The 23,055-nt window shown below is 70.3% G+C and carries 22 protein-coding genes; 8 read left to right on the forward strand and 14 right to left on the reverse strand.

All coding sequences use genetic code 11. The annotated features are described in order from the left end of the window. Positions 1-67 precede the first annotated feature (67 nt). On the forward strand, positions 68-586 hold the full coding sequence (locus METY_RS02060; RefSeq protein ID WP_103119713.1) for a methylated-DNA--[protein]-cysteine S-methyltransferase: 519 nt from the start codon (positions 68-70) through the stop codon (positions 584-586). An 18-nt stretch (positions 587-604) separates the two neighbouring features. Here METY_RS02060 and METY_RS02065 read toward each other — a convergent pair whose 3' ends face one another. From METY_RS02065 to ftsH, 3 genes are all read right to left on the reverse strand, one after another. Next, positions 605-1,621, reverse strand: coding sequence for a DUF808 domain-containing protein (locus tag METY_RS02065; RefSeq protein WP_103119714.1), 1,017 nt, complete (start codon positions 1,619-1,621; stop codon positions 605-607). 152 nt (positions 1,622-1,773) lie between these two features. Beyond that, a complete protein-coding gene (locus METY_RS02070; RefSeq protein ID WP_103119715.1) occupies positions 1,774-2,103 on the reverse strand; it encodes a hypothetical protein in 330 nt (109 codons plus the stop codon). A 232-nt stretch (positions 2,104-2,335) separates the two neighbouring features. Then, a complete protein-coding gene (ftsH, locus tag METY_RS02075; RefSeq protein ID WP_103119716.1) occupies positions 2,336-4,249 on the reverse strand; it encodes an ATP-dependent zinc metalloprotease FtsH in 1,914 nt (637 codons plus the stop codon). A gap of 241 nt (positions 4,250-4,490) precedes the next feature. Here ftsH and METY_RS02080 point away from each other — a divergent pair, with 241 nt between their 5' ends. From METY_RS02080 to METY_RS02090, 3 genes are all read left to right on the forward strand, one after another. Beyond that, a complete protein-coding gene (locus METY_RS02080; RefSeq protein WP_103119770.1) occupies positions 4,491-4,811 on the forward strand; it encodes a DUF1476 domain-containing protein in 321 nt (106 codons plus the stop codon). A gap of 28 nt (positions 4,812-4,839) precedes the next feature. Further along, positions 4,840-5,640 (forward strand): HpcH/HpaI aldolase family protein, encoded by an 801-nt coding sequence (locus tag METY_RS02085; protein WP_103119717.1) that lies wholly within the window; start codon positions 4,840-4,842, stop codon positions 5,638-5,640. Positions 5,641-5,814: 174 nt separating this feature from the next. Beyond that, entirely contained in the window at positions 5,815-6,663 is an 849-nt protein-coding gene (locus METY_RS02090) for an SH3 domain-containing protein (RefSeq protein ID WP_103119718.1), read from the forward strand. A 73-nt stretch (positions 6,664-6,736) separates the two neighbouring features. Here the strand turns inward: METY_RS02090 and METY_RS02095 are convergent, their stop codons facing one another. After that, positions 6,737-7,948 (reverse strand): NADP-dependent isocitrate dehydrogenase, encoded by a 1,212-nt coding sequence (locus METY_RS02095; RefSeq protein WP_103119719.1) that lies wholly within the window; start codon positions 7,946-7,948, stop codon positions 6,737-6,739. 189 nt (positions 7,949-8,137) lie between these two features. On the opposite strand from METY_RS02095, the gene METY_RS02100 reads away from it, so the two are divergent. The 3 genes from METY_RS02100 to purB all read left to right on the forward strand — a co-directional run bounded on the left by METY_RS02100 (position 8,138) and on the right by purB (position 11,603). Continuing rightward, the gene (locus METY_RS02100) at positions 8,138-9,331 is read left to right on the forward strand and encodes an MFS transporter (protein ID WP_103119720.1); all 1,194 of its coding nucleotides are present in this window, start codon (positions 8,138-8,140) and stop codon (positions 9,329-9,331) included. Positions 9,332-9,396: 65 nt separating this feature from the next. Then, positions 9,397-10,215: an RNA methyltransferase gene (locus METY_RS02105; RefSeq protein WP_103119721.1), complete on the forward strand. Its 819-nt coding sequence runs from the start codon at positions 9,397-9,399 to the stop codon at positions 10,213-10,215. Positions 10,216-10,295: 80 nt separating this feature from the next. After that, entirely contained in the window at positions 10,296-11,603 is a 1,308-nt protein-coding gene (gene purB, locus METY_RS02110) for an adenylosuccinate lyase (RefSeq protein WP_103119722.1), read from the forward strand. Between the two features lie 201 nt (positions 11,604-11,804). Here purB and METY_RS02115 read toward each other — a convergent pair whose 3' ends face one another. The 10 genes from METY_RS02115 to METY_RS02160 form a co-directional block, all read right to left on the reverse strand. Then, the gene (locus METY_RS02115; protein WP_103119723.1) at positions 11,805-12,287 is read right to left on the reverse strand and encodes a GNAT family N-acetyltransferase; all 483 of its coding nucleotides are present in this window, start codon (positions 12,285-12,287) and stop codon (positions 11,805-11,807) included. Beyond that, a complete protein-coding gene (gene alaS / locus METY_RS02120; RefSeq protein ID WP_103119724.1) occupies positions 12,284-14,935 on the reverse strand; it encodes an alanine--tRNA ligase in 2,652 nt (883 codons plus the stop codon). Before alaS ends, METY_RS02115 begins: the two co-directional genes overlap by 4 nt. Before the next feature lie 182 nt (positions 14,936-15,117). Then, positions 15,118-16,197: a recombinase RecA gene (gene recA / locus METY_RS02125; protein ID WP_103119725.1), complete on the reverse strand. Its 1,080-nt coding sequence runs from the start codon at positions 16,195-16,197 to the stop codon at positions 15,118-15,120. 147 nt (positions 16,198-16,344) lie between these two features. Beyond that, entirely contained in the window at positions 16,345-18,870 is a 2,526-nt protein-coding gene (cckA, locus tag METY_RS02130) for a cell cycle histidine kinase CckA (protein ID WP_103119726.1), read from the reverse strand. 124 nt (positions 18,871-18,994) lie between these two features. Next, positions 18,995-20,059: a flagellar biosynthesis protein FlhB gene (gene flhB, locus METY_RS02135; RefSeq protein WP_103119727.1), complete on the reverse strand. Its 1,065-nt coding sequence runs from the start codon at positions 20,057-20,059 to the stop codon at positions 18,995-18,997. Positions 20,060-20,068: 9 nt separating this feature from the next. Beyond that, positions 20,069-20,830: a flagellar biosynthetic protein FliR gene (fliR, locus tag METY_RS02140; RefSeq protein ID WP_103119728.1), complete on the reverse strand. Its 762-nt coding sequence runs from the start codon at positions 20,828-20,830 to the stop codon at positions 20,069-20,071. Positions 20,831-20,858: 28 nt separating this feature from the next. Continuing rightward, the gene (gene fliQ / locus METY_RS02145) at positions 20,859-21,125 is read right to left on the reverse strand and encodes a flagellar biosynthesis protein FliQ (RefSeq protein ID WP_020187698.1); all 267 of its coding nucleotides are present in this window, start codon (positions 21,123-21,125) and stop codon (positions 20,859-20,861) included. Positions 21,126-21,149: 24 nt separating this feature from the next. Beyond that, entirely contained in the window at positions 21,150-21,461 is a 312-nt protein-coding gene (locus METY_RS02150) for a flagellar hook-basal body complex protein FliE (protein ID WP_103119729.1), read from the reverse strand. A 20-nt stretch (positions 21,462-21,481) separates the two neighbouring features. Beyond that, the gene (gene flgC / locus METY_RS02155) at positions 21,482-21,892 is read right to left on the reverse strand and encodes a flagellar basal body rod protein FlgC (RefSeq protein ID WP_103119730.1); all 411 of its coding nucleotides are present in this window, start codon (positions 21,890-21,892) and stop codon (positions 21,482-21,484) included. A gap of 23 nt (positions 21,893-21,915) precedes the next feature. Beyond that, complete coding sequence (locus METY_RS02160) at positions 21,916-22,335, reverse strand: flagellar basal-body rod protein FlgB (RefSeq protein WP_200819564.1); 420 nt, start codon at positions 22,333-22,335, stop codon at positions 21,916-21,918. A gap of 213 nt (positions 22,336-22,548) precedes the next feature. On the opposite strand from METY_RS02160, the gene METY_RS21180 reads away from it, so the two are divergent. Further along, a partial coding sequence (locus METY_RS21180) for a flagellar biosynthetic protein FliO (protein WP_244593477.1) occupies positions 22,549-23,055 on the forward strand: 507 nt, incomplete at its 3' end.

A 23,055-nucleotide genomic window follows, 5' to 3' on the forward strand; every position in this document is an offset into this window, starting at 1 on the left:
CGCTGGACCTTCGAGCCGATTCGCGGCGAACCTCTTTGGACGCCGCTACGACCCGGGGGCCGAGACCATGGACTATGCGCGCCGGGAGACGCCGTCGCCGGTCGGACGCCTGACGCTGCTCGCAGGCGGCCGCGGTCTGGCGGCGGTGCTGTGGGAGAACGACGATCCCCGCCGGGTGCGGCTCGCACCGGCGCAGGACGGCGACGCGCGAGCGACCCTCGACCGCGCGGAGGCTCAGCTCGCCGAGTACTTTCGGGGCGAGCGGCGGACCTTCGAGCTCGACCTCGACCTCCAGGGCACGCCGTTCCAGACGGCGGTGTGGCGGGCGCTTCTCGCAATACCCTTCGGCGAGACCCGCAGCTACGCGGCGATCGCGGCGGCGATCGGGCGTCCCGACGCGTCGCGGGCGGTAGGCGCCGCGAACGGGCGCAATCCGCTCTCGATCGTCGCGCCGTGCCATCGGGTGGTGGGGACGACCGGCAAGCTCACGGGGTTCGCCGGCGGCCTCGCCGCCAAGGCCTTCCTGCTGGCGCTCGAGCGCGGCGCGCCCGCCCAGCGCGAACTCTTCGCCCCGCCGGCGGCATGACGTCCAACGTTTAGGCCGTCACAGGCCTTTGGTCGTCGCCGCCGCCGACCGCGGCTTGGACTTGGCGGGCGTCACGGCGCGGGCGATCGGCGCGATGACGTAGCTGACCAGCGGCACCAAAGCGGCGCCGACGATCAGCCCGACAATGCCCGCGCCGGCCGCCGCTACGATCCAGTGCACCGCGCCGGCCGCGAACGGCAGAGCGTGCGCGGCGGCTTCGGCGACGCCCTCGATCCCATGGTGGAGAGCAGGGACGAGGCCTTCCAGCCCGTGCACGATGATGCCGCCGCCGACCCAGACCATGGCGGCGGTGCCGACCACCGCGAGCGCTTTGAGAAACACCGGCATGCCGACGACGAGGCCGCGCCCGAACGCCCGGCGCAAGCCTGCGAGGGACGAGGTGTCGGGCGTCTTCGCCATCGCGACCCCGACGTCGTCCGCCTTCACGATCAGCGCGACGACGCCGTAGACCGCCGCCGTGATCGCGAGGCCCACGGCCGCGAGCACCGCCGCCTTCATCCACACGCTGTCGTCGGCCGGAATGCCCGAGAGCGTGATCGCCATGATCTCGGCGGACAGAATGAAGTCCGTCTTGATCGCGCCGGCGATTTTCGCCTCTTCAAGACCGGACGCGGCGGCTTGGTCCTTGGGAGCCTCCTCAGCCGCGTGATCCTCGTGATGGAAGAGGGCCTCCATGATCTTCTCGACGCCCTCGTAGCAGAGATAGGCGCCGCCCAGCATCAGCAGCGGCATGATCAGCCAGGGCGCGAAGGCGCTGAGCAGGAGGCAGGCCGGCAGCAGGATCAGCAGCTTGTTGCGGATCGATCCGAGAGCGATCCGCCAGACGATCGGCAATTCGCGATCGGGCTTGAAGCCGACCACGTAGCGCGGCGTCACCGCGGCGTCGTCGATCACGACGCCCGCAGCCTTGGCGCCGGCCTTGGCCGTCTGTGCGGCGATGTCGTCGAGCGATGCGGCCGCCACCTTGGCGATAGCCGCGACATCATCCAGCAACGCGATCAAACCGACGCTCATCGCCCCTCCTTAAACCGTCTCGGTGCGCCGTCGGCGGCGCAGCGCTGATATGTGGGCGACGTGCGGCCGAAGTCACGTAGGGTCGCCGCGACACGCCGACGGCCGCCCGGAAGCCGGACGGCCGTCGCGTCGATCAAATCTTAGATACTGGCTTACTTCGGCTGCTGGCCGGGAGTGGCGCCGACGGTGCCGGGGGAATGCTTGGAAGGGTCGACGGACGTTGCACCCGGCCGCTTCTCGCCGCCCTGCGCCGCGGTGTCCTTGCCTTCCTGCTGACGCTGCACGTCCTGCGGGCTCGTGGCCACGCCGCCGGATGTGTTGTTCATCGCGCCGGTGGTCTTCGGCGAGGTCGTCTTGGACGGATCGTTCGGGGCCGACGTGGCGCCCTTATCCGTGGTCGAGGGGGTCGTCGGCTTGTCCTGCGCGTGCGCGGCTCCGAGAGCAAGAGCGCTGAAAGCGGCGGCCAGAATGAGATGTCGCATGGGTTTTCCCTATCGAGTTTGTTGTTCGATGTTCGGTTGACAACTCGTCGGGAGGGCAGACGTTCCCTTATGCAGGGTGAACTTTTGACTACCTGCACCTGTTGCTTCGTCTCGCCGCGCAGATGACCGCGGTTGCATCGATCCGCCCGCTCGTCGCCACAGCCGAGCCCCAAACGACAAAGGCCGGCCCCGCGGGGCCGGCCTTTGTTCATTTTGAGTCGACGCTGAAGCGTCAGGCCTGCGGCTGCGGCTCGAGCCCAGCGTCGGGCCGCGGGCGCGGCTTGCCGGCGGTCGGCACCGCCGAACCACGCGGCGCGGGCGGCTCGTCCGATACGTCGCGCACCGGCGGCTTGCCCGCCAGGATGTCCTTGATCTCCTGGCCGGTCAGCGTCTCGTACTCGAGCAACGCCTTCGCGACGAGGTCCATGGCGTCCTTGTTCTCAGTGATGATCCGTCGCGCGGTCTCGTAGCCTTCGTCGATGAAGCGTTTGATCTCGTTGTCGATCTTCAGCATCGTCGTGCCCGAGACGTTCTGCTGGCGCGCCACCGACATGCCGAGGAACACCTCGTCCTGGTTCTCGCCATAGGCGACGGTGCCGAGCTCCTTGGAGAAGCCCCAGCGCGTCACCATCCCGCGAGCGATGTTGGTCGCCATCTGGATGTCGGACTGCGCGCCGGCCGTCACCTTCTCGTCGCCGAAGAACACCTCCTCCGCCACGCGCCCGCCCATGGCCATCGCGAGGCGCGAGGTGAGCTGTTCGTAGGAGATCGAGATCTGGTCCTTCTCGGGCAGGTACTGCACCATGCCGAGCGCCCGGCCGCGGGGAATGATCGTCGCCTTGTGGATCGGATCGTTCGCCGGCGTGAACAAGGCGACCACGGCGTGGCCGGCCTCGTGATAGGCGGTGACCTTCTTCTCCTCGTCCGTCATCACCATGCGGCGCTCGGCGCCCATCATGATCTTGTCCTTCGCCGAGTCGAACTCGGCGGCGGTGACCATGCGCTTGGAGCGGCGGGCGGCGAGCAGCGCGGCCTCGTTGACGAGGTTCATCAGGTCGGCGCCGGAGAAGCCCGGCGTGCCGCGCGCGACGGTCTTGAGGTCGACGTCCGGCGCCAGCGGCACCTTGCGGACGTGAACCTTCAGGATCTTCTCGCGGCCGATGATGTCGGGGTTCGAGACCACGACCTGGCGGTCGAAGCGGCCCGGACGCAGCAGCGCGGGATCCAGCACGTCCGGCCGGTTGGTCGCGGCGATGAGGATGATCCCCTCGTTCGCCTCGAAGCCGTCCATCTCCACCAGCAGCTGGTTGAGGGTTTGCTCGCGCTCGTCGTTGCCGCCGCCGAGGCCGGCGCCGCGATGGCGGCCGACCGCGTCGATCTCATCGATGAAGATGATGCACGGCGCGTTCTTCTTCGCCTGCTCGAACATGTCGCGCACGCGGCTCGCGCCGACGCCGACGAACATCTCGACGAAGTCGGAGCCAGAGATCGTGAAGAACGGCACGTTGGCTTCGCCGGCGACCGCGCGGGCGATCAGCGTCTTGCCGGTGCCGGGAGGGCCCACGAGCAGCACGCCGCGCGGGATCTTGCCGCCGAGGCGCTGGAACTTCTGGGGATCGCGCAGGAACTCGACGATCTCTTCGAGGTCGCTCTTCGCCTCGTCGACGCCCGCCACGTCCTCGAAGGTCACGCGGCCGTGCGCCTCGGTGAGAAGCTTGGCCTTGGACTTGCCGAAGCCCATGGCTTTGCCCGCGCCCCCCTGCATCTGCCGCGACAGGAACACCCACACGCCGATCAGCGCGATGAAGGGCAGCCACTGCAGGAGCAAAGCGACGAACCACGGCATGTTCTCGCCCGGCGGACGCGCCGAGATCGCGACGCCCTTGCCGTAGAGCCGCTGCACCAGCGACGGATCGTCAGGCGCATAGGTCTGGAACTGGGTGCCGTCGGTGTACTGGCCCGAGATGTTCTGGCCCTCGATCGTCACGTTGCGCACGCGGCCGTTGTCGACCTCGGTGAGCAGGGTGCTGAACGAGATGTCGTTGGTCGCCGCGCGCTGTCCCGGGTTCTGGAACAGCGTGAAGAGGGCGAGCAGGAGCAGAACGATGATCACCCAGAGGGCGAAGTTCCGGAAATTCGGGTTCATTGCGGGCCTTTCGCAACCGGCGCGGCGGCCGAGGACCCGCGCGAGACGCGCTGGGGCTTAAACCGCCGAGCGCAATGTAAGACCGCGTTTGGCGAATGCCAAGGCGATCGGAGGGAACGATCGCCCCGCCGTTCCGCGCCCGTGACGATAGTCTAAGGATTAGACGCGAAAGGCGCGTGGCTTCGCCATAATTCCCGGATGTAGTTCCGTCGGGCGGCGACGGGATGGCATGGACACGACGATGACAACCTTCGATCAACGCGAGCAGGCCTTCGAAGCCATGTTCGCGCACGATGAGACGATGAAGTTCAGCGCCTACGCCAGGCGAAACCGGCTGCTGGGCCTGTGGGCCGCCGAAGCGCTCGGGAAGCATGGCGAGGACGCGCAGGCCTACGCCAAGGCCGTGCTGCTGGCCGACTTCGAGGAGCCGGGCGACGAGGACGTGTTCCGCAAGGTGCGCCGCGACTTCGACCTCCGGGGCGTCGAGATCGCCGACGCCACGCTCCGCGCGAAGATGGCCGAGCTTCTGGCCCTCGCCGTGGTCCAGTTGAAGAACGAATGACGCCCCTTCCCTCTTTCGGAGCCCCTGCATGACCTCAACGGCGGTTGGTCCGGGCGCGCTCGGCGCGGCGTCGTTCGCCAATGGCGCGCCGCACTTCAACGGGTGGGTTCAGGCGCCCTCGACCCTGGTGGTGGAGACCATCGCCCGCGCGGGCTTCGCGTCAGTCACCCTCGACGCCCAGCATGGCTTCGCCACCTTCGACCGCATCGTCGAAGGCATCGCGGCGGCTGCCCTCGCCGCACGGCCGGCGCTGGTGCGCCTTCCGCTCGACGGCTTTTCCCTCGCCGCCCAGGCGCTCGACGCAGGCGCTGCCGGGGTGATCGCTCCGATGATCGACGACGCCGCCATGGCGCGGGCCCTCGTCGCGGCGGTGAAGTTCCCGCCGACCGGTCGGCGGAGCTGGGGCCCGAACCGCGGGCTTTCCTTCTCCGGCCTGTCGCGCGACGGCTACCTCGCCGAAGCGAACCGCCGGACGCTCGCGCTCGCCATGATCGAGACCGCCGAGGCGCTGGCCGCGCTCGACGACATTCTCGCGGTCGATGGCCTCGACGGCGTGCTGATCGGGCCCAACGACCTGTCCGTCGCCCTGAGCGGAGGCGTGGCCGTCGACCCCGACCACCCCGCGGTGATCGAAGCTCTCGACGCGATCGTCGCCGCGGCCCGGCGCGCGAAGAAACCGGCGGCGATCTTCGCCAACACCCCGGCTTTCGCCGCGGACTACGTGCGGCGCGGGTTTTCGTTCGTCTGTCTCGGCCCCGATCTCGCCTTCCTGCAGCAGGGCGCCGCGCGCGCCCTGGCCGAGGTGGGCGAGGCGTCCGGGCGGCCTTGAGTCCGCCGCACGTCCGCCATTTTTCCCAGCTTTCAGATGTGAAACTTTCAGTTGGGCTCGCGCGTTCTTGATGCGCGCTCGATCCGGTGGTCCCGGCGGCGTGGCGGGGTTCGAGGAGCCGGGCGGGAATCCCGTTTAGAGACAACAACGACAGACTCAGGGAGTTTCGACGTCATGCTCACCACAGCCAAGTCGCTGCTGGCCGCCGCGGGCGTTCTCGCGCTGACGGCCGGCGCCGCGAGCGCCGCCCCGGCCATCGCCACCACGAACCTCAACGTCCGGTCCGGCCCAGGCACGGGCTACTCCATCGTCGACGCGCTGCCGGCGGGCGAGCGGGTCAACGTCATCGGCTGCTCCGCCGGCTGGTGCGAGATCAGCATGGGCGGCAGCGGGTCCGGCTTCGCCAGCGCGAGCTATCTCGACATCGGCGGTTCCGCGCCGTCCCGCGTCGTGATCGAAGAGGACGAGTATCTGGTCCCCGGCTACGAGATCAGCGGCTATTACGAGAGCCGGCCGTACTACTACGCCAACGGCCTCTATTTCTACGGCGGGCGCTGGTACAATGATCGCCCCGGCTACCGCGGTTGGCGGCGCGACTCGTGGCGGCGCGACGTCACCTGGAACATCCGCGACCGGCGCGAGCGCGAACGCTGGGAATCCCGCCGTGACGGCCGCAGGGAGCGGATCGAAGATCGGCGTCGTGACGAGCGCTTTGAACGTATCGGCGAGCGCCGCGAGCGGATCGAGGATCGCCGCGAACGCCTCGACGACCGTCGTGAGCGCATCGAGGACCGTCGCGAGCGGATCCGCGACCGCGGCGACGACCGTCGGGTCGAGCGCGTCGAGCGCGACCGCCGTCCGGAAGGCCTGGGCGGCTTCGGCGGCGATCGCGGCGGTGACAGGGGCCGCGGCGAACGTGGCGGCTTTGAGCGCGGCGGCGGCGAGCGCGGCGGGTTCGATCGCGGCGGGGATCGCGGCGGCGGCGGCGAGCGCGGCGGCGGTCGGGAGCGCGGGGACCGCTAGGTCGAACGCATCTGGAAGCGGAAACGGGCGGCCCTTTGGCCGCCCGTTTTGTTTGGCGTGGAGCGCGTGAGGCTCAGGCCATCGCCTTCTGCAGATTGGCGTCGATCTTGTCGAGAAAACCCGTGGTGGTGAGCCAGGTCTGCTGGTCGCCGACGAGCAGCGCCAGGTCCTTCGTCATGAAGCCGCTCTCGACCGTATCGACGCAGACCTTCTCCAGCGTCTCGGCGAAGCGCTTCAGTTCGGCGTTGTCGTCGAGCTTGGCGCGGTGGCCGAGGCCGCGGGTCCAGGCGAAGATCGACGCGATCGAGTTGGTGGACGTCGCCTTGCCCTTCTGGTGCTCGCGGTAATGGCGCGTGACGGTGCCGTGGGCCGCTTCCGCTTCCATGACCCGGCCGTCCGGCGTCGTCAGCACCGAGGTCATCAGGCCGAGCGAGCCGAAGCCCTGCGCCACCGTGTCGGACTGCACGTCGCCGTCGTAGTTCTTGCAGGCCCAGACGTAGCCGCCGGACCACTTCAGCGCCGAGGCGACCATGTCGTCGATCAGGCGGTGTTCGTACCAGATCTTCTTGGCGGCGAACTGGTCCTTGAACTCGGCGTCATAAATCTCCTGGAAGATGTCCTTGAAGCGGCCGTCGTAGGCCTTGAGGATCGTGTTCTTGGTGGAGAGGTAGACCGGGAAGCCGCGGTTGAGGCCGTAATTCAGCGAGGCCCGGGCGAAGTCGCGGATCGAGTCGTCGAGGTTGTACATCGCCATGGCGACGCCGGAGCCGGGCGCGTCGAAGACCTCGTGCTCGATCGTCTGGCCGTCCTCGCCGACGAACTTGATCGTCAGCTTGCCCTTGCCGGGGAACTTGAAGTCGGTCGCGCGGTACTGGTCGCCGAAGGCGTGGCGGCCGACGACGATCGGCTGCGTCCAGCCCGGCACCAGCCGCGGTACGTTCTTGCAGATGATCGGCTCGCGGAAGATCACGCCACCCAGGATGTTGCGGATCGTGCCGTTCGGCGAGCGCCACATCTTCTTGAGCTTGAACTCCTCGACGCGCTGCTCGTCGGGGGTGATCGTGGCGCACTTCACGCCCACGCCGTGCTTCTTGATCGCCTCGGCGGCGTCGACCGTCACCTTGTCCTCGGTGGCGTCCCGGTTCTGGACGCTCAGGTCGTAGTAGTGCAGGTCGACGTCTAGATAGGGGTGGATCAGCTTGTCCTTGATGTACTGCCAAATGATCCGCGTCATCTCGTCGCCGTCGAGCTCGACGACGGGGTTGGCGACCTTGATCTTCGACATGGGCGGACAGCCTTTCGCAGTGAGGCGCGGCGCTTTGGCGCAGCGGCGGGTCGCCGGACATCTACCATCGCCGGCCGCGCTGCGGAAGAAGGCGGGCCCTCGGAAACGCAAGGGAGCGCCGCGCGAAACGCGCGTGGCTTTCGCATTTGCGAACGCTAGAAACTCGCTCCTGCCCCCGAGGAGAGCGTCATGACGAACGTCGCCGAAACGGCCGCCGGCGCTGCCCCAGCCGCCGACCAGAAGCTCGTGCTGTTCGCGGCCGTGGCCTGCGGCGCGATCGTCGCCAATCTGTACTACGCGCAGCCGCTGGTGGACCTGATCGCCCGCGATCTCGCGCTGGCGCCCTCCGCCGCGAGCGGCGTGGTGTCGCTCACCCAGATCGGCTACGGCGTCGGGCTCATCCTGCTCGCGCCGCTGGTCGATCTCACCGAGACCCGCCGCCTGCTCACCCTGACGCTCGGCGCCGCGGCGCTGGCGCTTGCCGCGACCGCCCTCGCCCCCTCCGGCGCGGCGTTCTTCGCCGCCTCCTTCGCGATCGGCGTCGCCTCTACGGCCGCGCAGATGCTGCTCCCGATCGTGGCGAACGCGGCGCCTGCGGAGACGCGCGGCCAGACGGTCGGCACGGTGATGAGCGGCCTGCTGCTCGGCATCCTGCTCGCCCGTCCCGTCGCGAGCGTGCTCGCGGACGTCGCGGGGTGGCGCGCGGTGTTCGGGCTTTCGGCCGCGCTGATGGTGGCGATCGCCGTCGTGCTGCGCGCCTATGTGCCGTCGCGCACCCCGCAGGGCGGCATGTCCTACGGAGCCTTCCTCGGCTCCATGCTGACGCTGCTGAAGCGACACCGCGTCCTGCGCCGGCGCGCCGCCTACCAGGCCGCCATGTTCGCCGTGTTCAGCCTGTTCTGGACCGCGGTCCCCATGCGTCTCGCCGAGACCTACGGCTGGTCCCACAGCTGGATCGGCCTGTTCGCTCTGGCGGGCGCGGCCGGCGCGCTGGTCGCGCCCTGGGCCGGCAGGCTCGCCGACGCCGGCCTGACGCGGCCCGGCACCCTCGCGGCGCTCGTCATCGCGGCCTTCGGCTTCGCGGTCGCCGGCCTCGACGGCTGGGGCGGGGTCGCCGCCCTGCTGTTCGGCGCCGTCGTTGTGGACGTCGGCGTCCAGATCAACATGCTGCTCGGCCAGCGCGCCATCTACAGCCTGGACGACGCCGCGCGCGGCCGGCTGAACGGGCTCTACATCGCCATGCTGTTTCTCGGCGGAGCCGCCGGCTCGGCGCTCGTCAGCCCGTTGATGACGACGTGGGGATGGCCCGCGGTCGCGATCGCCGGCGCGCTGATCCCGCTGGCGGCGCTGGCCTTCGCCGTGTTCGACGACGGGCGGGACTGAGCTTGCGCGCAAACCCGGCCGCGCCGTGCTAAGGCCACGCGCTCGCCCGAACCGCACGTGACGCCATGGCCGGAACCGACCACACCAAAGCCGCCCTCGCCGCCGCCCTTCCCTCGGGGCCCGCGGTCATCCTCGTGGCTCCGCAGCTCGCTCAGAACGTCGGCTCGGTCGCGCGCGCCATGGCGAACTTCGGGCTGGCGGAGCTTCGGATCGTCGGCGCGCCCGGGAGCACCGACGACCCCTCGGCGCGCGCCTTTGCGGCCGGCGCGGACTACGTGCTGGACGCCGCCGTCCATTTCGAGCGGCTGGAGGACGCGCTCGCCGACCTCGACCTCGTGATCGCGACCACCGCGCGCGAGCGCGGCCAGGCGAAGCCTGTCGACGCGCCGGCCGAGGCCGCCGCCCGGCTCGCGGCCCATATCGGCGGGGGCGGCCGCGCCGGCGTGATGTTCGGACGCGAGCGGAATGGGCTTGAGAACGAGGAAGTGGCGCTCGCGGCCCGCGTGATGACCTTCCCGGTGAACCCGGCCTACGCCAGCCTCAATCTCTCCCAAGCCGTGCTGCTTGTGGGCTACGAGTGGTTCAAGGCCGCGACCGGCGGCGCCGCGCCGTTCGACATGCCGACCCGCTCGCCGCCCGGCAGCCACGCCGAACTGGTCGCGCTGTTTACGCACATCGAAGGCGAACTGCGCGAGGCGGGCTTCTTCCGGTCACCTTCGAAGACCGCCTCGATGGTGATCAACCTCCGCAACATGATCCAGCGCATGGAGCCGACCAAGCAGGACCTGCAGACCCTCCACGGCGTCGTGTCGGCGCTGGTGGAAGGTCGCCCGGGGCCGGAGGGTCGCAAGCGAACCGTGCTGAAGCCTCTCGTCGAGGACTGAGCGCGACGACCGGAAACGCGTGACGCCCGGCGCGGATGTGCTAAGGCAGCGCCGTCCGACGCCCGGAGGCCTGAACGCCCATGATCCCCCGTTACTCCCGCCCCGAGATGGCCGACATCTGGTCGCCCGAGACCCGGTTCCGCATCTGGTTCGAGATCGAGGCGCACGCCTGCGACGCGCTGGCCGAGCTCGGCGTAATCCCGAAGGAGGCGGCGAAGACCATCTGGGAGAAGGGCGGCGCGGCGACCTTCGACGTGGCCCGCATCGACGAAATTGAGCGCGAGACCAAGCACGACGTCATCGCCTTCCTGACCCACTTGGCCGAGTTCGTAGGCCCCGACGCGCGCTTCGTGCATCAAGGCATGACCTCGTCCGACGTGCTCGACACCTGTCTCAGCGTGCAGCTGGCGCGCGCCAGCGACCTGCTGATCGCCGACGTCGACCGGCTGCTGGCGGCGCTGAAAAAGCGCGCCTTTGAGCACAAGCACACGCCGACCATCGGCCGCAGCCACGGCATCCATGCGGAGCCGACCACCTTCGGGCTGAAGCTCGCCGGCTTCTACGTCGAGTTCGAGCGCGCCCGCGAGCGCCTCGTCGCGGCCCGCAAGGAGATCGCGACCTGCGCCATCTCGGGCGCCGTCGGCACCTTCGCGAACATCGACCCCGCGGTCGAAGCCCACGTGGCGGAGAAGCTCGGGCTCTCGGTCGAGCCGGTCTCGACCCAGGTCATCCCGCGCGACAGGCACGCCATGTTCTTCGCGGTGCTGGGCGTCGTGGCCTCCTCCATGGAGCGGCTCGCGATCGAGGTGCGCCACCTGCAGCGGACGGAGGTGCTTGAGGCCGAGGAGTATTTCTCGCCTGGCCAGAAGGGCTCCTCCGCCATGCCGCACAAGCGCAACCCGGTGCTGACCGAGAACATCACCGGCCTCGCACGCATGGTGCGCGCCTACGCCCTGCCGGCGATGGAGAACGTGGCGCTCTGGCATGAGCGCGACATCTCGCACTCCTCGGTCGAGCGCATGATCGGCCCGGACGCGACGGTGACTCTGGACTTCGCGCTCAACCGCATGGCCGGCGTGATCGAGAACCTGCTGATCTACCCCGAGCGCATGCAGGGCAACCTCGACCGCCTCGGCGGCCTGGTGCACTCCCAGCGCGTGCTGCTGGCGCTGACCCAGAAGGGCGCGAGCCGCGAGGACGCCTACCGCCTCGTCCAGCGCAACGCCATGCCGGTCTGGCGCGGCGAGGGCGACTTCCTCACCCTGCTGAAGGCGGACGCCGACGTGCGCGGCTACCTGAGCGACGCCGAACTCGAGGACACCTTCGACCTCGGCTACCACTTCAAGGCGGTGGACCAGACCTTCGCCCGCGTGTTCGGCGAGAGCTGAACCCTTCGGCCGGCGTCCCGGCTTCCCGCCGGGACCCGGGAGCGGCGCCGGCGTGTCGCCGAGGCGCTGGACGTCGCCGTTATGGGGCGTGGCGCAGGCTTCCGGCAATCCGCCTGCGGAGGCCGGCTCCCGCCGGGCCGGTGGGCCCGAAAGCCCGTACCGTCAGGCTGGCGGCCTGAGCGACGTCGTCGCGGCCGCCGCTCAGCCCAGAGGCTTCTCCAGCACGTAGTAGGTCGTGCGGTCGTAGCCCTCGTGCCGGGCTTCGGCGGTGATCGTGAAGCCGAGGCGCCGGAACACGTCGATGTTCTGCGGCATGGAGGCCCGGACCTTCAAGGTCAGCCGGGCGCGCGCGACCTCGCGCGCCAAGGCCTCGGCCTCGCCCACCAGCGCGCGGCAGACGCCGCGGCCGCGCGCCGAAGCGTGGACCGCCACGCGGCCGAGATAGACCGCGTCGTCCTGCGGCGCGCAAAAGGCGCAGCCGACCACCGCCCCGTCCGCCTCGGCGATCAGCAGGAACTCCCGGCCCTCGAGCCGGGCCGCGAGGCTGTCGACGGTCTCCCGCAACGCCGAGAGCGGCGGCTCCACCGGACCGACCTCGCCGAACGCGCCGCTCACCAGCGCGTGCACCGTGGCGACGTCGTCCGGTCCGCCGCGGCGGACCGAGACTCCGCCGGCGCCGCTCACGCCGCGGCGAGCCGCGCGGCGACGGCGTCGAGCGCCTCGCCGGCCTTCGCCCCGTCCGGGCCGCCGGCCTGCGCCATGTCGGGCCGCCCGCCGCCGCCGGAGCCGCCAAGCGCTGCCGACGCGACGCGCACAAGGTCGACCGCACTGAACCGTGGGACCAGATCCGGCGTAACGCCGACGACCACGCCGGCCTTGCCCTCCGAGGTGACCCCGACGATGGCCGCGACGCCCGAGCCGATCGACTTCTTGGCCTCGTCGACGAGGCCCTTGAGGTCCTTCATCTCGATGCCCTCGACCGTGCGGGCGAACAGCTTGACGCCGGCGACCTCGCGGACCGCGTCGCCCGCCCCTGCGCCGCCGCCGCCCATCGCGAGCTTCTTGCGCGCGTCGACGAGCTCGCGCTCGAGGCGCTTGCGCTCCTCGATCAGCGCCTCGACGCGAGACACCACCTCGGCCTCGGGCGCCTTCAAAAGCGCGGCGAGATCGGCGACCCGGCCGTTCTGCGCTTCGAAGTGCAGCCGCGCCGCCTCGCCGGTCAGCGCCTCGACGCGCCGCACGCCGGCCGCGACGCCGCTCTCCCCGACGATCGTGATCGCGCCGATCTCGCCGGTGGCGCCGACATGGGTGCCGCCGCAGAGTTCGATCGAATAGGGCCTGCCGTCGTCGGCGCGCCCCATGGAGACGACGCGGACCTCGTCGCCGTACTTCTCGCCGAACAGCGCCCGGGCGCCGGAGGCGCGCGCCTCCTCGATCCCCATCACGCGGGTGACGACCGGGTCGTTCTGCAGCGCGATGGCGTTCGCGATCGCCTCGATCCGCTCGAGCTCGGCGGCGGCGATCGGCTTGGTGTGGCTGAAGTCGAAGCGCAGGCGGTCGGGCGCGACGAGCGAGCCCTTCTGCGCGACGTGGTCGCCGAGCGTGAGACGCAGCGCCTCGTGCAGCAGATGGGTCGCCGAATGGTTGCCGCGGATGCGCCGGCGCCGCTCGTGGTCGACCGTGAAGGTCAGCGCGTCGCCGATCGCGACCGCTCCGGACGTGATCTCGACCGCGTGGACGAAGAGGTCGCCGAGCTTCTTCTGGACGTCGGACACGACCACCTCGACGCCGGGCGCCGTCAGGACGCCGGCGTCGCCGACTTGGCCGCCGCTCTCGCCGTAGAACGGCGTCTGGTTGGCGATCAGGTATCCGCTCTCGCCCGCCGCCAGACGCTCGACCTCCTGGCCGTCCCTGATCAACGCGACCACGGAGCCCTCGGCCTGCTCGGCGCCGTAGCCCAGGAACTCGGTCGCGCCGACGCGGTCGCGGATGCCGAACCAGATGGTCTCGGTCGCCGCCTCGCCGGAGCCGGACCAGGCCGCGCGGGCCTCGGCCTTCTGGCGCGCCATGGCGGCGTTGAAGCCGTCGACGTCCACCGCGACGCCGCGGGCGCGCAGCGCGTCCTGGGTCAGGTCGAGCGGGAAGCCGTAGGTGTCGTAGAGCTTGAAGGCGGTCTCGCCGGCGAGGCTGTCGCCTGAGCCGAGGCCCGCGGCGGCGTCGTCGAGCAAGCCGAGGCCGCGCGCCAGCGTGGTGCGGAACCGCACCTCCTCCAGCTGCAGCGTCTCGGTGATCAGATTCTCCGCGCGCACCAGCTCCGGATAGGCGGCGCCCATCTCGCGGGTGAGCGTCGGCACCAGCCGCCACAGCAGCGGCTGCTCGGCGCCGAGCAGCTGCGCGTGGCGCATGGCGCGGCGCATGATGCGGCGGAGCACGTAGCCGCGGCCCTCGTTCGAGGGCAGCACGCCCTCCGCGACCAGGAAGCTCGCGGCGCGCAGGTGATCGGAGATGACGCGGTGGCTCGCCCGGGCCTCGCCCTCGGCGGCGACCCCGGTCGCCTCAACGGAAGCGTCGATCAGCGCGCGAAAGAGGTCGATCTCATAGTTCGACGGGACGCCCTGGAGGATCGCCGAAATGCGCTCGAGGCCCATGCCGGTGTCGATCGACGGCCGCGGCAGCGGGCGACGCTCGCCGGGCGCGACCTGGTCGTACTGCATGAACACGAGGTTCCAGAATTCCAGGAACCGGTCGCCGTCCTCGTCGGCGCTGCCGGGAGGTCCGCCGAACAGCTTGTCGCCCTGGTCGAAGAAGATTTCGGAGCACGGACCGCAGGGCCCCGTGTCGCCGGCCGCCCAGAAGTTGTCGGACGAGGCGATGCGGATGATGCGGTCGTCGGAGAAGCCCGCGATCTTTTTCCAGAGCCCGTGGGCCTCGTCGTCGTCGATGTAGACGGTGACGAGCAGCCGATCCTTCGGGAGGTCGAAGGTCTTGGTGACGAGGTTCCAGGCCAGCTCGATCGCGCGCTCCTTGAAATAGTCGCCGAACGAGAAGTTCCCTAGCATTTCGAAGAAGGTGTGGTGGCGCGCGGTGTAGCCGACGTTGTCGAGGTCGTTGTGCTTGCCGCCGGCGCGGAGGCATTTCTGAGCCGTGGTGGCCCGGGAGTAGTCCCGCCGCTCGAGGCCGGTGAACAGGTTCTTGAACTGCACCATGCCGGCGCTCGTGAACATGAGCGTCGGGTCGTTCCGCGGCACCAGCGGCCCGGAGGCGACGGCCGCGTGGCCTTCCCCAGCGAAATAGTCGAGGAAGGTCTTCCGGATCTCGTTGACGCCGCTCATGGGATTTCGGAGGTGCTCGCCGTTCGCGTTCGGGACAGGCGGCCGGAAAACGGCCGGCGCCCCGTCATGCGGCGAGGTCGCTGGACCATCGGGCTGCGGGGCGCGGCGGCACATTAAGCGCGGCGTCGCGCGCCTGTCCAGAAAGGCCGCGCCGCGGCGTCGCCATGGCGCGGCCGAAGCTCTCAGTCGGCGTCGAGTTCGGGGTCGTTGGGATCGACCTGGTCCAGGATCTTCTCGGCGAGCACGCCCGCGCTCTGGCGCACGGCGGACTCGATCCGCCCGGCGATCTCGCCGTTTTCCTTGAGGAAGGACTTCGCGTTCTCGCGGCCCTGGCCGAGGCGCTGGCTGTCGAACGAGTACCAGGCACCCGACTTCTCGACGATCCCGGCCTTGACCCCGAGGTCGATCAGCTCGCCGACCTTGGAGACGCCCTCGCCGTACATGATGTCGAACTCGACCTGCTTGAACGGCGGCGCGACCTTGTTCTTGACCACCTTGACGCGGGTCTGGTTGCCAACGACCTCGTCGCGCTCCTTGATCGCGCCGATGCGGCGGATGTCGAGGCGGACGGAGGCGTAGAACTTGAGCGCGTTGCCGCCCGTGGTGGTCTCGGGGCTGCCGTACATCACGCCGATCTTCATCCGGATCTGGTTGATGAAGATCACCATGGTCTTGGACTTGGCGATCGACCCGGTGAGCTTGCGCAGCGCCTGGCTCATCAGGCGCGCCTGAAGGCCCGGCTGCACGTCGCCCATCTCGCCCTCGAGCTCGGCGCGGGGCGTCAGCGCCGCGACCGAATCGACCACCAGCACGTCGACCGCGCCGGAGCGCACCAGCGTGTCGGCGATCTCGAGCGCCTGCTCGCCGGTGTCCGGCTGCGAGATCAGCAGGTCCTGCAGGTTCACGCCGAGCTTGCGGGCGTAAATCGGATCGAGCGCGTGCTCGGCGTCCACGAAGGCGCAGACGCCGCCCGACTTCTGGGATTCTGCGATGGTGTGGAGCGCGAGCGTGGTCTTGCCGGAGCTTTCCGGCCCGAAGATCTCGATCACCCGGCCGCGCGGCAGGCCGCCGACGCCGAGCGCGATGTCGAGCCCGAGCGAGCCGGTCGAGACCACCTCGACCTCGGCGAGGGCCTGACCCGCCCCAAGGCGCATGATCGACCCCTTGCCGAACGCGCGGTCGATCTGCGCGAGAGCGGCGTCGAGCGCCTTTGTCCTGTCCATGGAGCTTCCTTCGACGAGGCGGAGTGCGGATTGCGACATCGCTCTGGCTCCTTATGGCACGGCCCGCGGCGGGCCATCAACGGAGCCTTTTGTACTTTCTTTGTTCTAAGAACGCAATAGGAACATCTTGTGCCGAGATCGGCCGCGCCCCCACGATCTTGAGCGTTGGCGGCCGATGGAGCGCCCTCAGGCGCCCATCGTGTCCTTCACGGCCTGCACCAGCTGCTTGAGCGTGAACGGCTTCGGCAGGAAGGCGAACGATTCGCCGTCGGGCAGGTTCTTCTTGAAGGCGTCCTCGGCGTAGCCGGAGACGAAGATGATCTTCAGGTCGGGCTGCTTCTTGCGCAGCTCGCGCAGCAGCGAGGGCCCGTCCATCTCGGGCATCACGACGTCGGACACCACGAGCTCGACCGCGCTGCCGTGCGCCTCCATCTGCTCCAGCGCCTCGACGCCGGAGCGCGCCTCGATGACGTCGTAGCCGCGCGAGGCCAGCGCGCGGGCGCCGAAGGCGCGGACCGCGTCCTCGTCCTCGACCAGCAGCACGGTGCCGCGGCCCGTCATGTCCTGCGGCGCGGCGGCGACCGCGGCGGGCTTCGCCTCCTCCGCCTCCGCCGCGGTGTGCCGGGGCAGGAAGATGCGGAAGGTCGCGCCCGCGCCCGGCTCCGACAGCGCGAAGACGTAGCCGTCGGTCTGCTTGACGATGCCGTAGACGGTCGAGAGCCCAAGCCCCGTGCCCTTGCCGACCTCCTTGGTCGAGAAGAACGGCTCGAAAATCTTGTCGAGGATCTCCTCCTGGATGCCCGAGCCGGTGTCCTCCACGTCGATCATCACGTAGTCTGCCGCCGGCAGCCCGCGATGGCCGAAGGCCGGAACCTCCGCCGCGGTGACGTTGCGGGTGCGGATCGTCACGGTGCCGCCGTCCGCCATCGCGTCCCGGGCGTTCACCACGAGGTTGATGACCACCTGCTCGAACTGGTTCAGGTCCGCCTTGACCGGCCACAGGTCGCGGCCGTGGACGAGCTCGAGCTTCACCTTCTCGCCCACCAGGCGGCCGAGCAGCATGCGCAGCTCCGCCAGCACGTCGCCCAGCACGATCACCTGCGGCCGCAGGGTCTGGCGGCGGGAGAAGGCCAGCAGCTGGCGGACGAGGCTCGCGGCCCGGTTCGCGTTCTGCTTGATCTGCATGATGTCCTGGAAGGACGGGTCGGTCGGCCGGTGGTTCGCGAGCAGAAGGTCGGAGTAGCCGATGATCGCGGTCAGCACGTTGTTGAAGTCGTGCGCCACGCCGCCCGCGAGCTGGCCGACGGCCTGCATCTTCTGGCTCTGGGCGAACTGCGCCTCCAGCGCCCGCTGGTCGGTGGTGTCGAGCGCGTAGACCACCGCCGCCTCGCCGCCCTCGGCGTCGTCCACGCGGGTCACGAACAGGCGGGCGGAGCGGCCGCCGTCGCCCGGCAGCGTCACGTCGACGGGGGCGACGTCGCCCGCGCCGCCCGCCGCGGCCGCGATCGCCGCCTCGAGCGCCACGCGGTCGCGCTCGCCGGCGAGGCCGGCGTAGATCGAGCGGTCGCCGGAGGCGTCCTTCAGGCGCTCGCCGAAGAGCTTGGCGAAGGGCGCGTTGGTGCGCTCGACGCCGCCGCGCGCGTCGACGGTCGCGATCGCGAGCGGCGTGTTGTTGAAGAAGCGCGCGAACCGCACCTCGGCCGCGCGCAGCGGCTCGGAGACGTCGGCGCCCGGACCCCGGTCGAGCACCAGCGTGCGCGAGGCCCCGGGGGTGCCGTCGACCGCCCAGGCGACCGCGTGCAGAAGGCGCGCCGGCAGCGAGCGGCCGCCGCGGGTCTTCAGGTCGACGTCGATGATCTCGGTTGCGACGGCGCCGGGGCGCGGCGGCACGGCGGCGACCAGAGCCGCGCCGTCGCCGGCCAGCACGTCGCTCAGCGTCAGGGCGCCGGCGCCGACCTGCGTCAGGTCCTGGTCGAGCCAGCCTGCGAGCGTCGCGTTCATGTAGACGATCGCGCCGTCGCCGCGGGCGGCGAAAAAGCCGGCCGGCGCATGATCGAGGAAGTCGACCGCGTGCTGCAGCTCCTGGAACACGTTCTCGTGGCGCTCGCGCTCGCGCGTCACGTCGTCGAGCGTCCAGATCGTCTCGACGCCGCGGCCGCCCTTGCGCTCCACCGGCCGCACGCCGATGCGGAACCACGCCCCGCGCCCGTCGGGCAGGGTGACGCGGGCCTCCTCGGAGGCGCGCTTGCCGCCGCGGGCGGCCTGCGAGAGCCGGTAGATCGCCTCCGCCACGTCGGCGTTGCCGGCGAACACCCGCTCCACGGTGCGCGCGCCCGCCGGGCCGTCGGCGCGTGTGAGGTCGAGGTAGGCCTCGTTCGCGAACACGATACGGCCGCCGCCGTCGGTCACGAGCACGCCTTCGTCGCTGGTCGCGGCGATGGCGCCGCCCAGGTCGTCGCGGCCGCCGCGGCTTGCGAACTGGATCAGCCCCACGGCGCCCGCGAACAGCGCGAACACGCCGATCACGGAGAGCCCCGCCAGCAAGGCGAGGATCCAGGGTTGCGCGGCCTCGCCGTTGAGGAACGAGAGCGCGAGCGCCGCGCCGACGAGCGCCGCGGCGAGCAGCACCACGAGCCCGACGGAGCCCGAGCGGCCGCTGCGGTCGATCGGGGGTTCGGCGGACATCGGGCTTCCTTCGGCGAGCGTGCTCATGGGACCTCGCGTCGGCGGCGGGGAACGGCCGGAACGCCGTCGATTCGCCCGGCGACCGACGTCGCCGCGACGATGACGGCGGCGGCGGCCGGTTGCAAGAAGAGCCGGAGGCCGACGTCAGCCCTCACCGCCGCCGTCCCCGCTTGCGCAGGACGAAGCCGATGACCTCGGCGACGGCCTTGTAGTGCTCGGAGGGGATCTCCTTGTCGACCTCGATCGCGGCGTGCAGGGAGCGGGCGAGCGGCGGGTTCTCGACCACCTCGACGCCGGCCTCCTCGGCGATCTTGCGGATGCGCAGCGCAAGCGCGTCGACGCCCTTCGCCACGCAGACCGGCGCGGCCATGCCGGTCTCATACTTCAGCGCCACGGCGAAATGGGTCGGGTTGGCGATCACCACCGTCGCCGTCGGCACCTGCGCGATCATGCGCTTGCGCGAGCGCTGCATGCGGAGCTGGCGGATCCGCGCCTTGATGTGCGGGTCGCCCTCCTGCTGCTTGTGCTCGTCGCGGATCTCCTGCTTCGTCATCATCAGGCGCTCGCGCCAGCGCCAGCGCTGCCACATGTAGTCGCCGAGCGCGATCAGCGCGAAGACCGCGACCGCCGACACCAGCACGTTGAGCGACAGGCTCTTCAGCACGACGAGCAGGCCCGCCGGATCGCCCGCGATCAGCGCCGAGACCTTGGCGCGCTCGGGCCAGATCACCGACCAGATCACCGCGCCGACGATCGCGAGCTTCAGCAGGCCCTTGACGAAGTTGACGAGGCTCTCGGTCGAGAACAGCCGCTTCGCCCCCGCCATCGGCGAGACCTTCGAGAACTTCGGAACCAGCGTCTCGGCGGTGAACACCAGGCTGTGCTGCACCATGTTGCCGGCGATCGCCGCGAGCGTCAGGCACAAAATGGGCAACGCGAGCGCCGCGGCGACCGCGAGGCCCAGGCCGCCGGCCATGGTCGTCAGCGAGACGCCGTCGACCGCGTAGCGGTGCGGCTCGGCGATGAAGCGCGTGAGCGTGGCCGTGAGGCTGGCGGCGGCGCCGTCGCCGAAGATCGAGATCGCGAGCGTCGCCGCGGCGAGGCTGAACCAGACGTTGATCTCCTGGCTCTTGGCGACGTCGCCTCGTTTGAGCGCGTCCTCGAGTTTCTTGCGCGTCGGTTCTTCGGTGCGTTCGCCGCCCTCGCTCTCCGCCATCTCCCGTCCTCAGCCGCCCGAGAGCCGGCGGAGCGTCTCGCCCACGTCGCCGAGGAACACGCTCATCAGCACGCCCACCACAAGGGCGAGCAGCGCGAAGCCCGCGATCAGCGTCAGCGGCGTCGCGATGAAGAACACCTGCAGCTGCGGCATCAGGCGGGACAGCACGCCGAGGCCCAGGTTGAACACCAGGCCGAAGACGAGGAAGGGCGCAGAGAGCTGCACGCCGATCCTGAAGGCGCCGGCGGCCGCGTCCATCGCGAGCTTCGCGGCGTCGCCTGTCTGGGGCAGCGCGCCCGGCCGGAACGCGTCGTAGCTGCCGGCGATGGCGCCGATCGCGAGGTGGTGCAGGTCGGTGGCGAAGATCAGCGCGACCCCGACCAGCGTCAGGAAGGTGCCGACGACCACGCCCTGCTGGCCCTGGGTCGGATCGACGGTCGTGACGAAGCCGAGTCCGAGCTGGTTCGCGATGATGAAGCCGGCGGTCGACAGCGACGACATCACGAAGCGCGCGGTGACGCCGAGCACCAGGCCGACCCCGATTTCGGAGGCGAGCAGCAGCAGGAGGTTCAGCGGGTCGTCGGGCCGGATGTCGTAGAGCGGCCGCGCGAAGGGCCAGAACACGAAGGCGAGCAGCGCCGCGATGGTGAGGCGGAACCGCGGCGATACGTTCTCCTCGCCGAGCGCGGGCATCAGCATCACCAGCGCGCCGACCCGGGCGAGGATCAGGATGAAGGCCGCGACGTTCGCCGGCAGGAGCTCGATCGTCATGGTCCGAAGGCTCTCAGGGCCGGCGCCGTCATCCGCCGGAGGCGATGCGTCCCGCGAGCCGCGCCATGTGCCCGGCGAGGGCGTCGCCCATGAAGGGCAGCGCCAGAATCATCGCGCCGAACAGCGCCAGTATCTTAGGCACGAAGACCAGCGTCATCTCCTGAATCTGCGTCAGCGCCTGCACGAGCGAGACGACGACGCCGACGATGAGCGTCACCGCCATCAGCGGGCCGCCGACCTTCAGGATGGTCCAGAGGGCGTCGCGGGCGACGTCGAGCACTTCGGCGCTGGTCATGGGATCGCGTCTCGGTCCCGGCCGTCAGATCGGCATGCGCATGACTTCGTCGTAGGCCGCGATCACCTTGTCGCGGACGCTGACGAGAGTCTGGAGGGCGAGTTCGCTCTCGGCGACGGCGGTGACCACGTCGACCACGTCGCCGCGTCCCTGCACCGCCTGCATCGCCTTGGCGTCGGTCTGCCGGCCCTGCTCGGCGAAGCCGCTGAGGGACTTCTCCAGCAGGTCCCCGAAGGCGTTGGCGTCCGCGCCCGCCCCGGGGCGGACCGGCGCCCCTCCGGCGATGATCCCGGACAGGCTGGCGTAGGCGTTGGCGGCGGCGAGCGGCGAGGTCATGGGCGTCTAGGCTCCGGGCGTCAGGCGCGCAGGATGTCGAGGGTGCGGGCGATCATGCGGCGGGCGGACCCCACCATGTTGAGGTTCGCCTCGTAGTTCCGCTGGGCTTCCCGCATGTCCATCTGCTCGATCAGCGGATCGACGTTGGGCAGACGCACGTTGCCGGCGGCGTCGGCCAGCGGGTTGCCCGGCTCGTTCCGGATCTTGAACTCCGAGCGGTCGCGCTCGACCCGGCCGAGCGCCACGACCTGGGCGTCGAGCTCGCGGTCGAACTCCGGCCGCATGGTCGGCAGCTTGCGCCGGTAGGGCTCGGTCCCGGTCGTCGAGGCGACGGAGTCCGCGTTGGCGAGGTTTTCGGCGATGATCCGCATGCGGCCGGCCTGGGCCTTGAGGCCGGAGGCGGCGACGCCGATCGCGCGGTTGAGGTCCATCGGAGGGTGTCCCTGAAAGGCGCTCAGCCCCTGCCGAGCGCGGTGCGCAGCAGGCCGAGGCTCTTGGCGTAGAGGGTCGCCGCCATCTGGTGGTCCATCTGGTTCTGGGCGGCCTTGATCATCTGCTCTTCGAGCACGACGGAATTGCCGTCCGGCGTGCGCTCGAAGGTCGAGCGGCTCTCGTCGCGGTCGACGCCGGCGCTGGAGGCCAGGGTCATGTGCCCCTGCGCGGTGCGCGCGACGCCGACGCCGCCCTCCTCGGCTTCGACCGGGCGGAGGTCGTGGGCCCGATAGCCGACGGTCGAGGCGTTGGTGACGTTCTCCGCAAGCACGGCCTGGCGCGCCTCGTGCCACCGCATCTTGGTCTTCAGCGCCGCCATCAGCGGCGGCTCGACGCTCGTCGTCACGGTCGGTTTCCCGCTGGCGGCGGCGGCCCGGGCCATCCCAGGGTCGCGAAATGCGCGTCCGCCCGGCAAAAACTGCCGCTTGCATGGTTAACGGACTGTTAACGGCGTTAAGTTTCCGTTCACCTTCGGCGTGACTTTGTCTATGAGGGGTGCGTTCGTCGCGGGCTTGTGTTCCAGTCTGGCCGCCGTTGCGCGCGAACTCACGGGCGCGCCGCCCCGACTGGCTTACTGAGACCGAGGTAGACCCGCGTGTTCGATCAGCTTTTCGGCTTCGACGTTCCGACGCCCATCAAATTTGTCCTGTTCTTCGCGGGCTTCATCCTGCTTCTCCTGATCGCGACCTGGTTGATCCGCCGCCTGGGCGGCAAGCGGCTCAGCGGCATGTCGGCGAGCGGCCGCTCGCGCCAGCCGCGTCTCGGCGTCCTCGACGTGCTGGCGATCGACGGCCGCCGCCGCCTCGTGATCGTCCGCCGCGACAACGTCGAGCATCTCGTGCTCATCGGCGGTCCGAACGACGTGGTGGTCGAGAGCGGCATCCTGCGCTCGCCGGGCGGTCAGAACGTCCAGCGCGAGCCGTCGTTCGACGCGCCCCCGACCCGTACGGCTCCGCCCCAGCCGACGCCGGCGCAGGGCCAGCCCGCCCCGCAGCGCCCCGCCCCGGTCGTGGCCGCCGAGCGCCCGCAGGCGCAGCCCGTGCGGGCGCCCGAGCCCGCGAGGGGCCGAGGCCCCCGCGTCGAGGCGCCGGCGGTCCAGCCC

It is taken from the genome of Methylopila sp. Yamaguchi, assembly GCF_002897035.1.
In the GTDB taxonomy this organism is placed as follows: Bacteria; Pseudomonadota; Alphaproteobacteria; order Rhizobiales; family Methylopilaceae; genus Methylopila.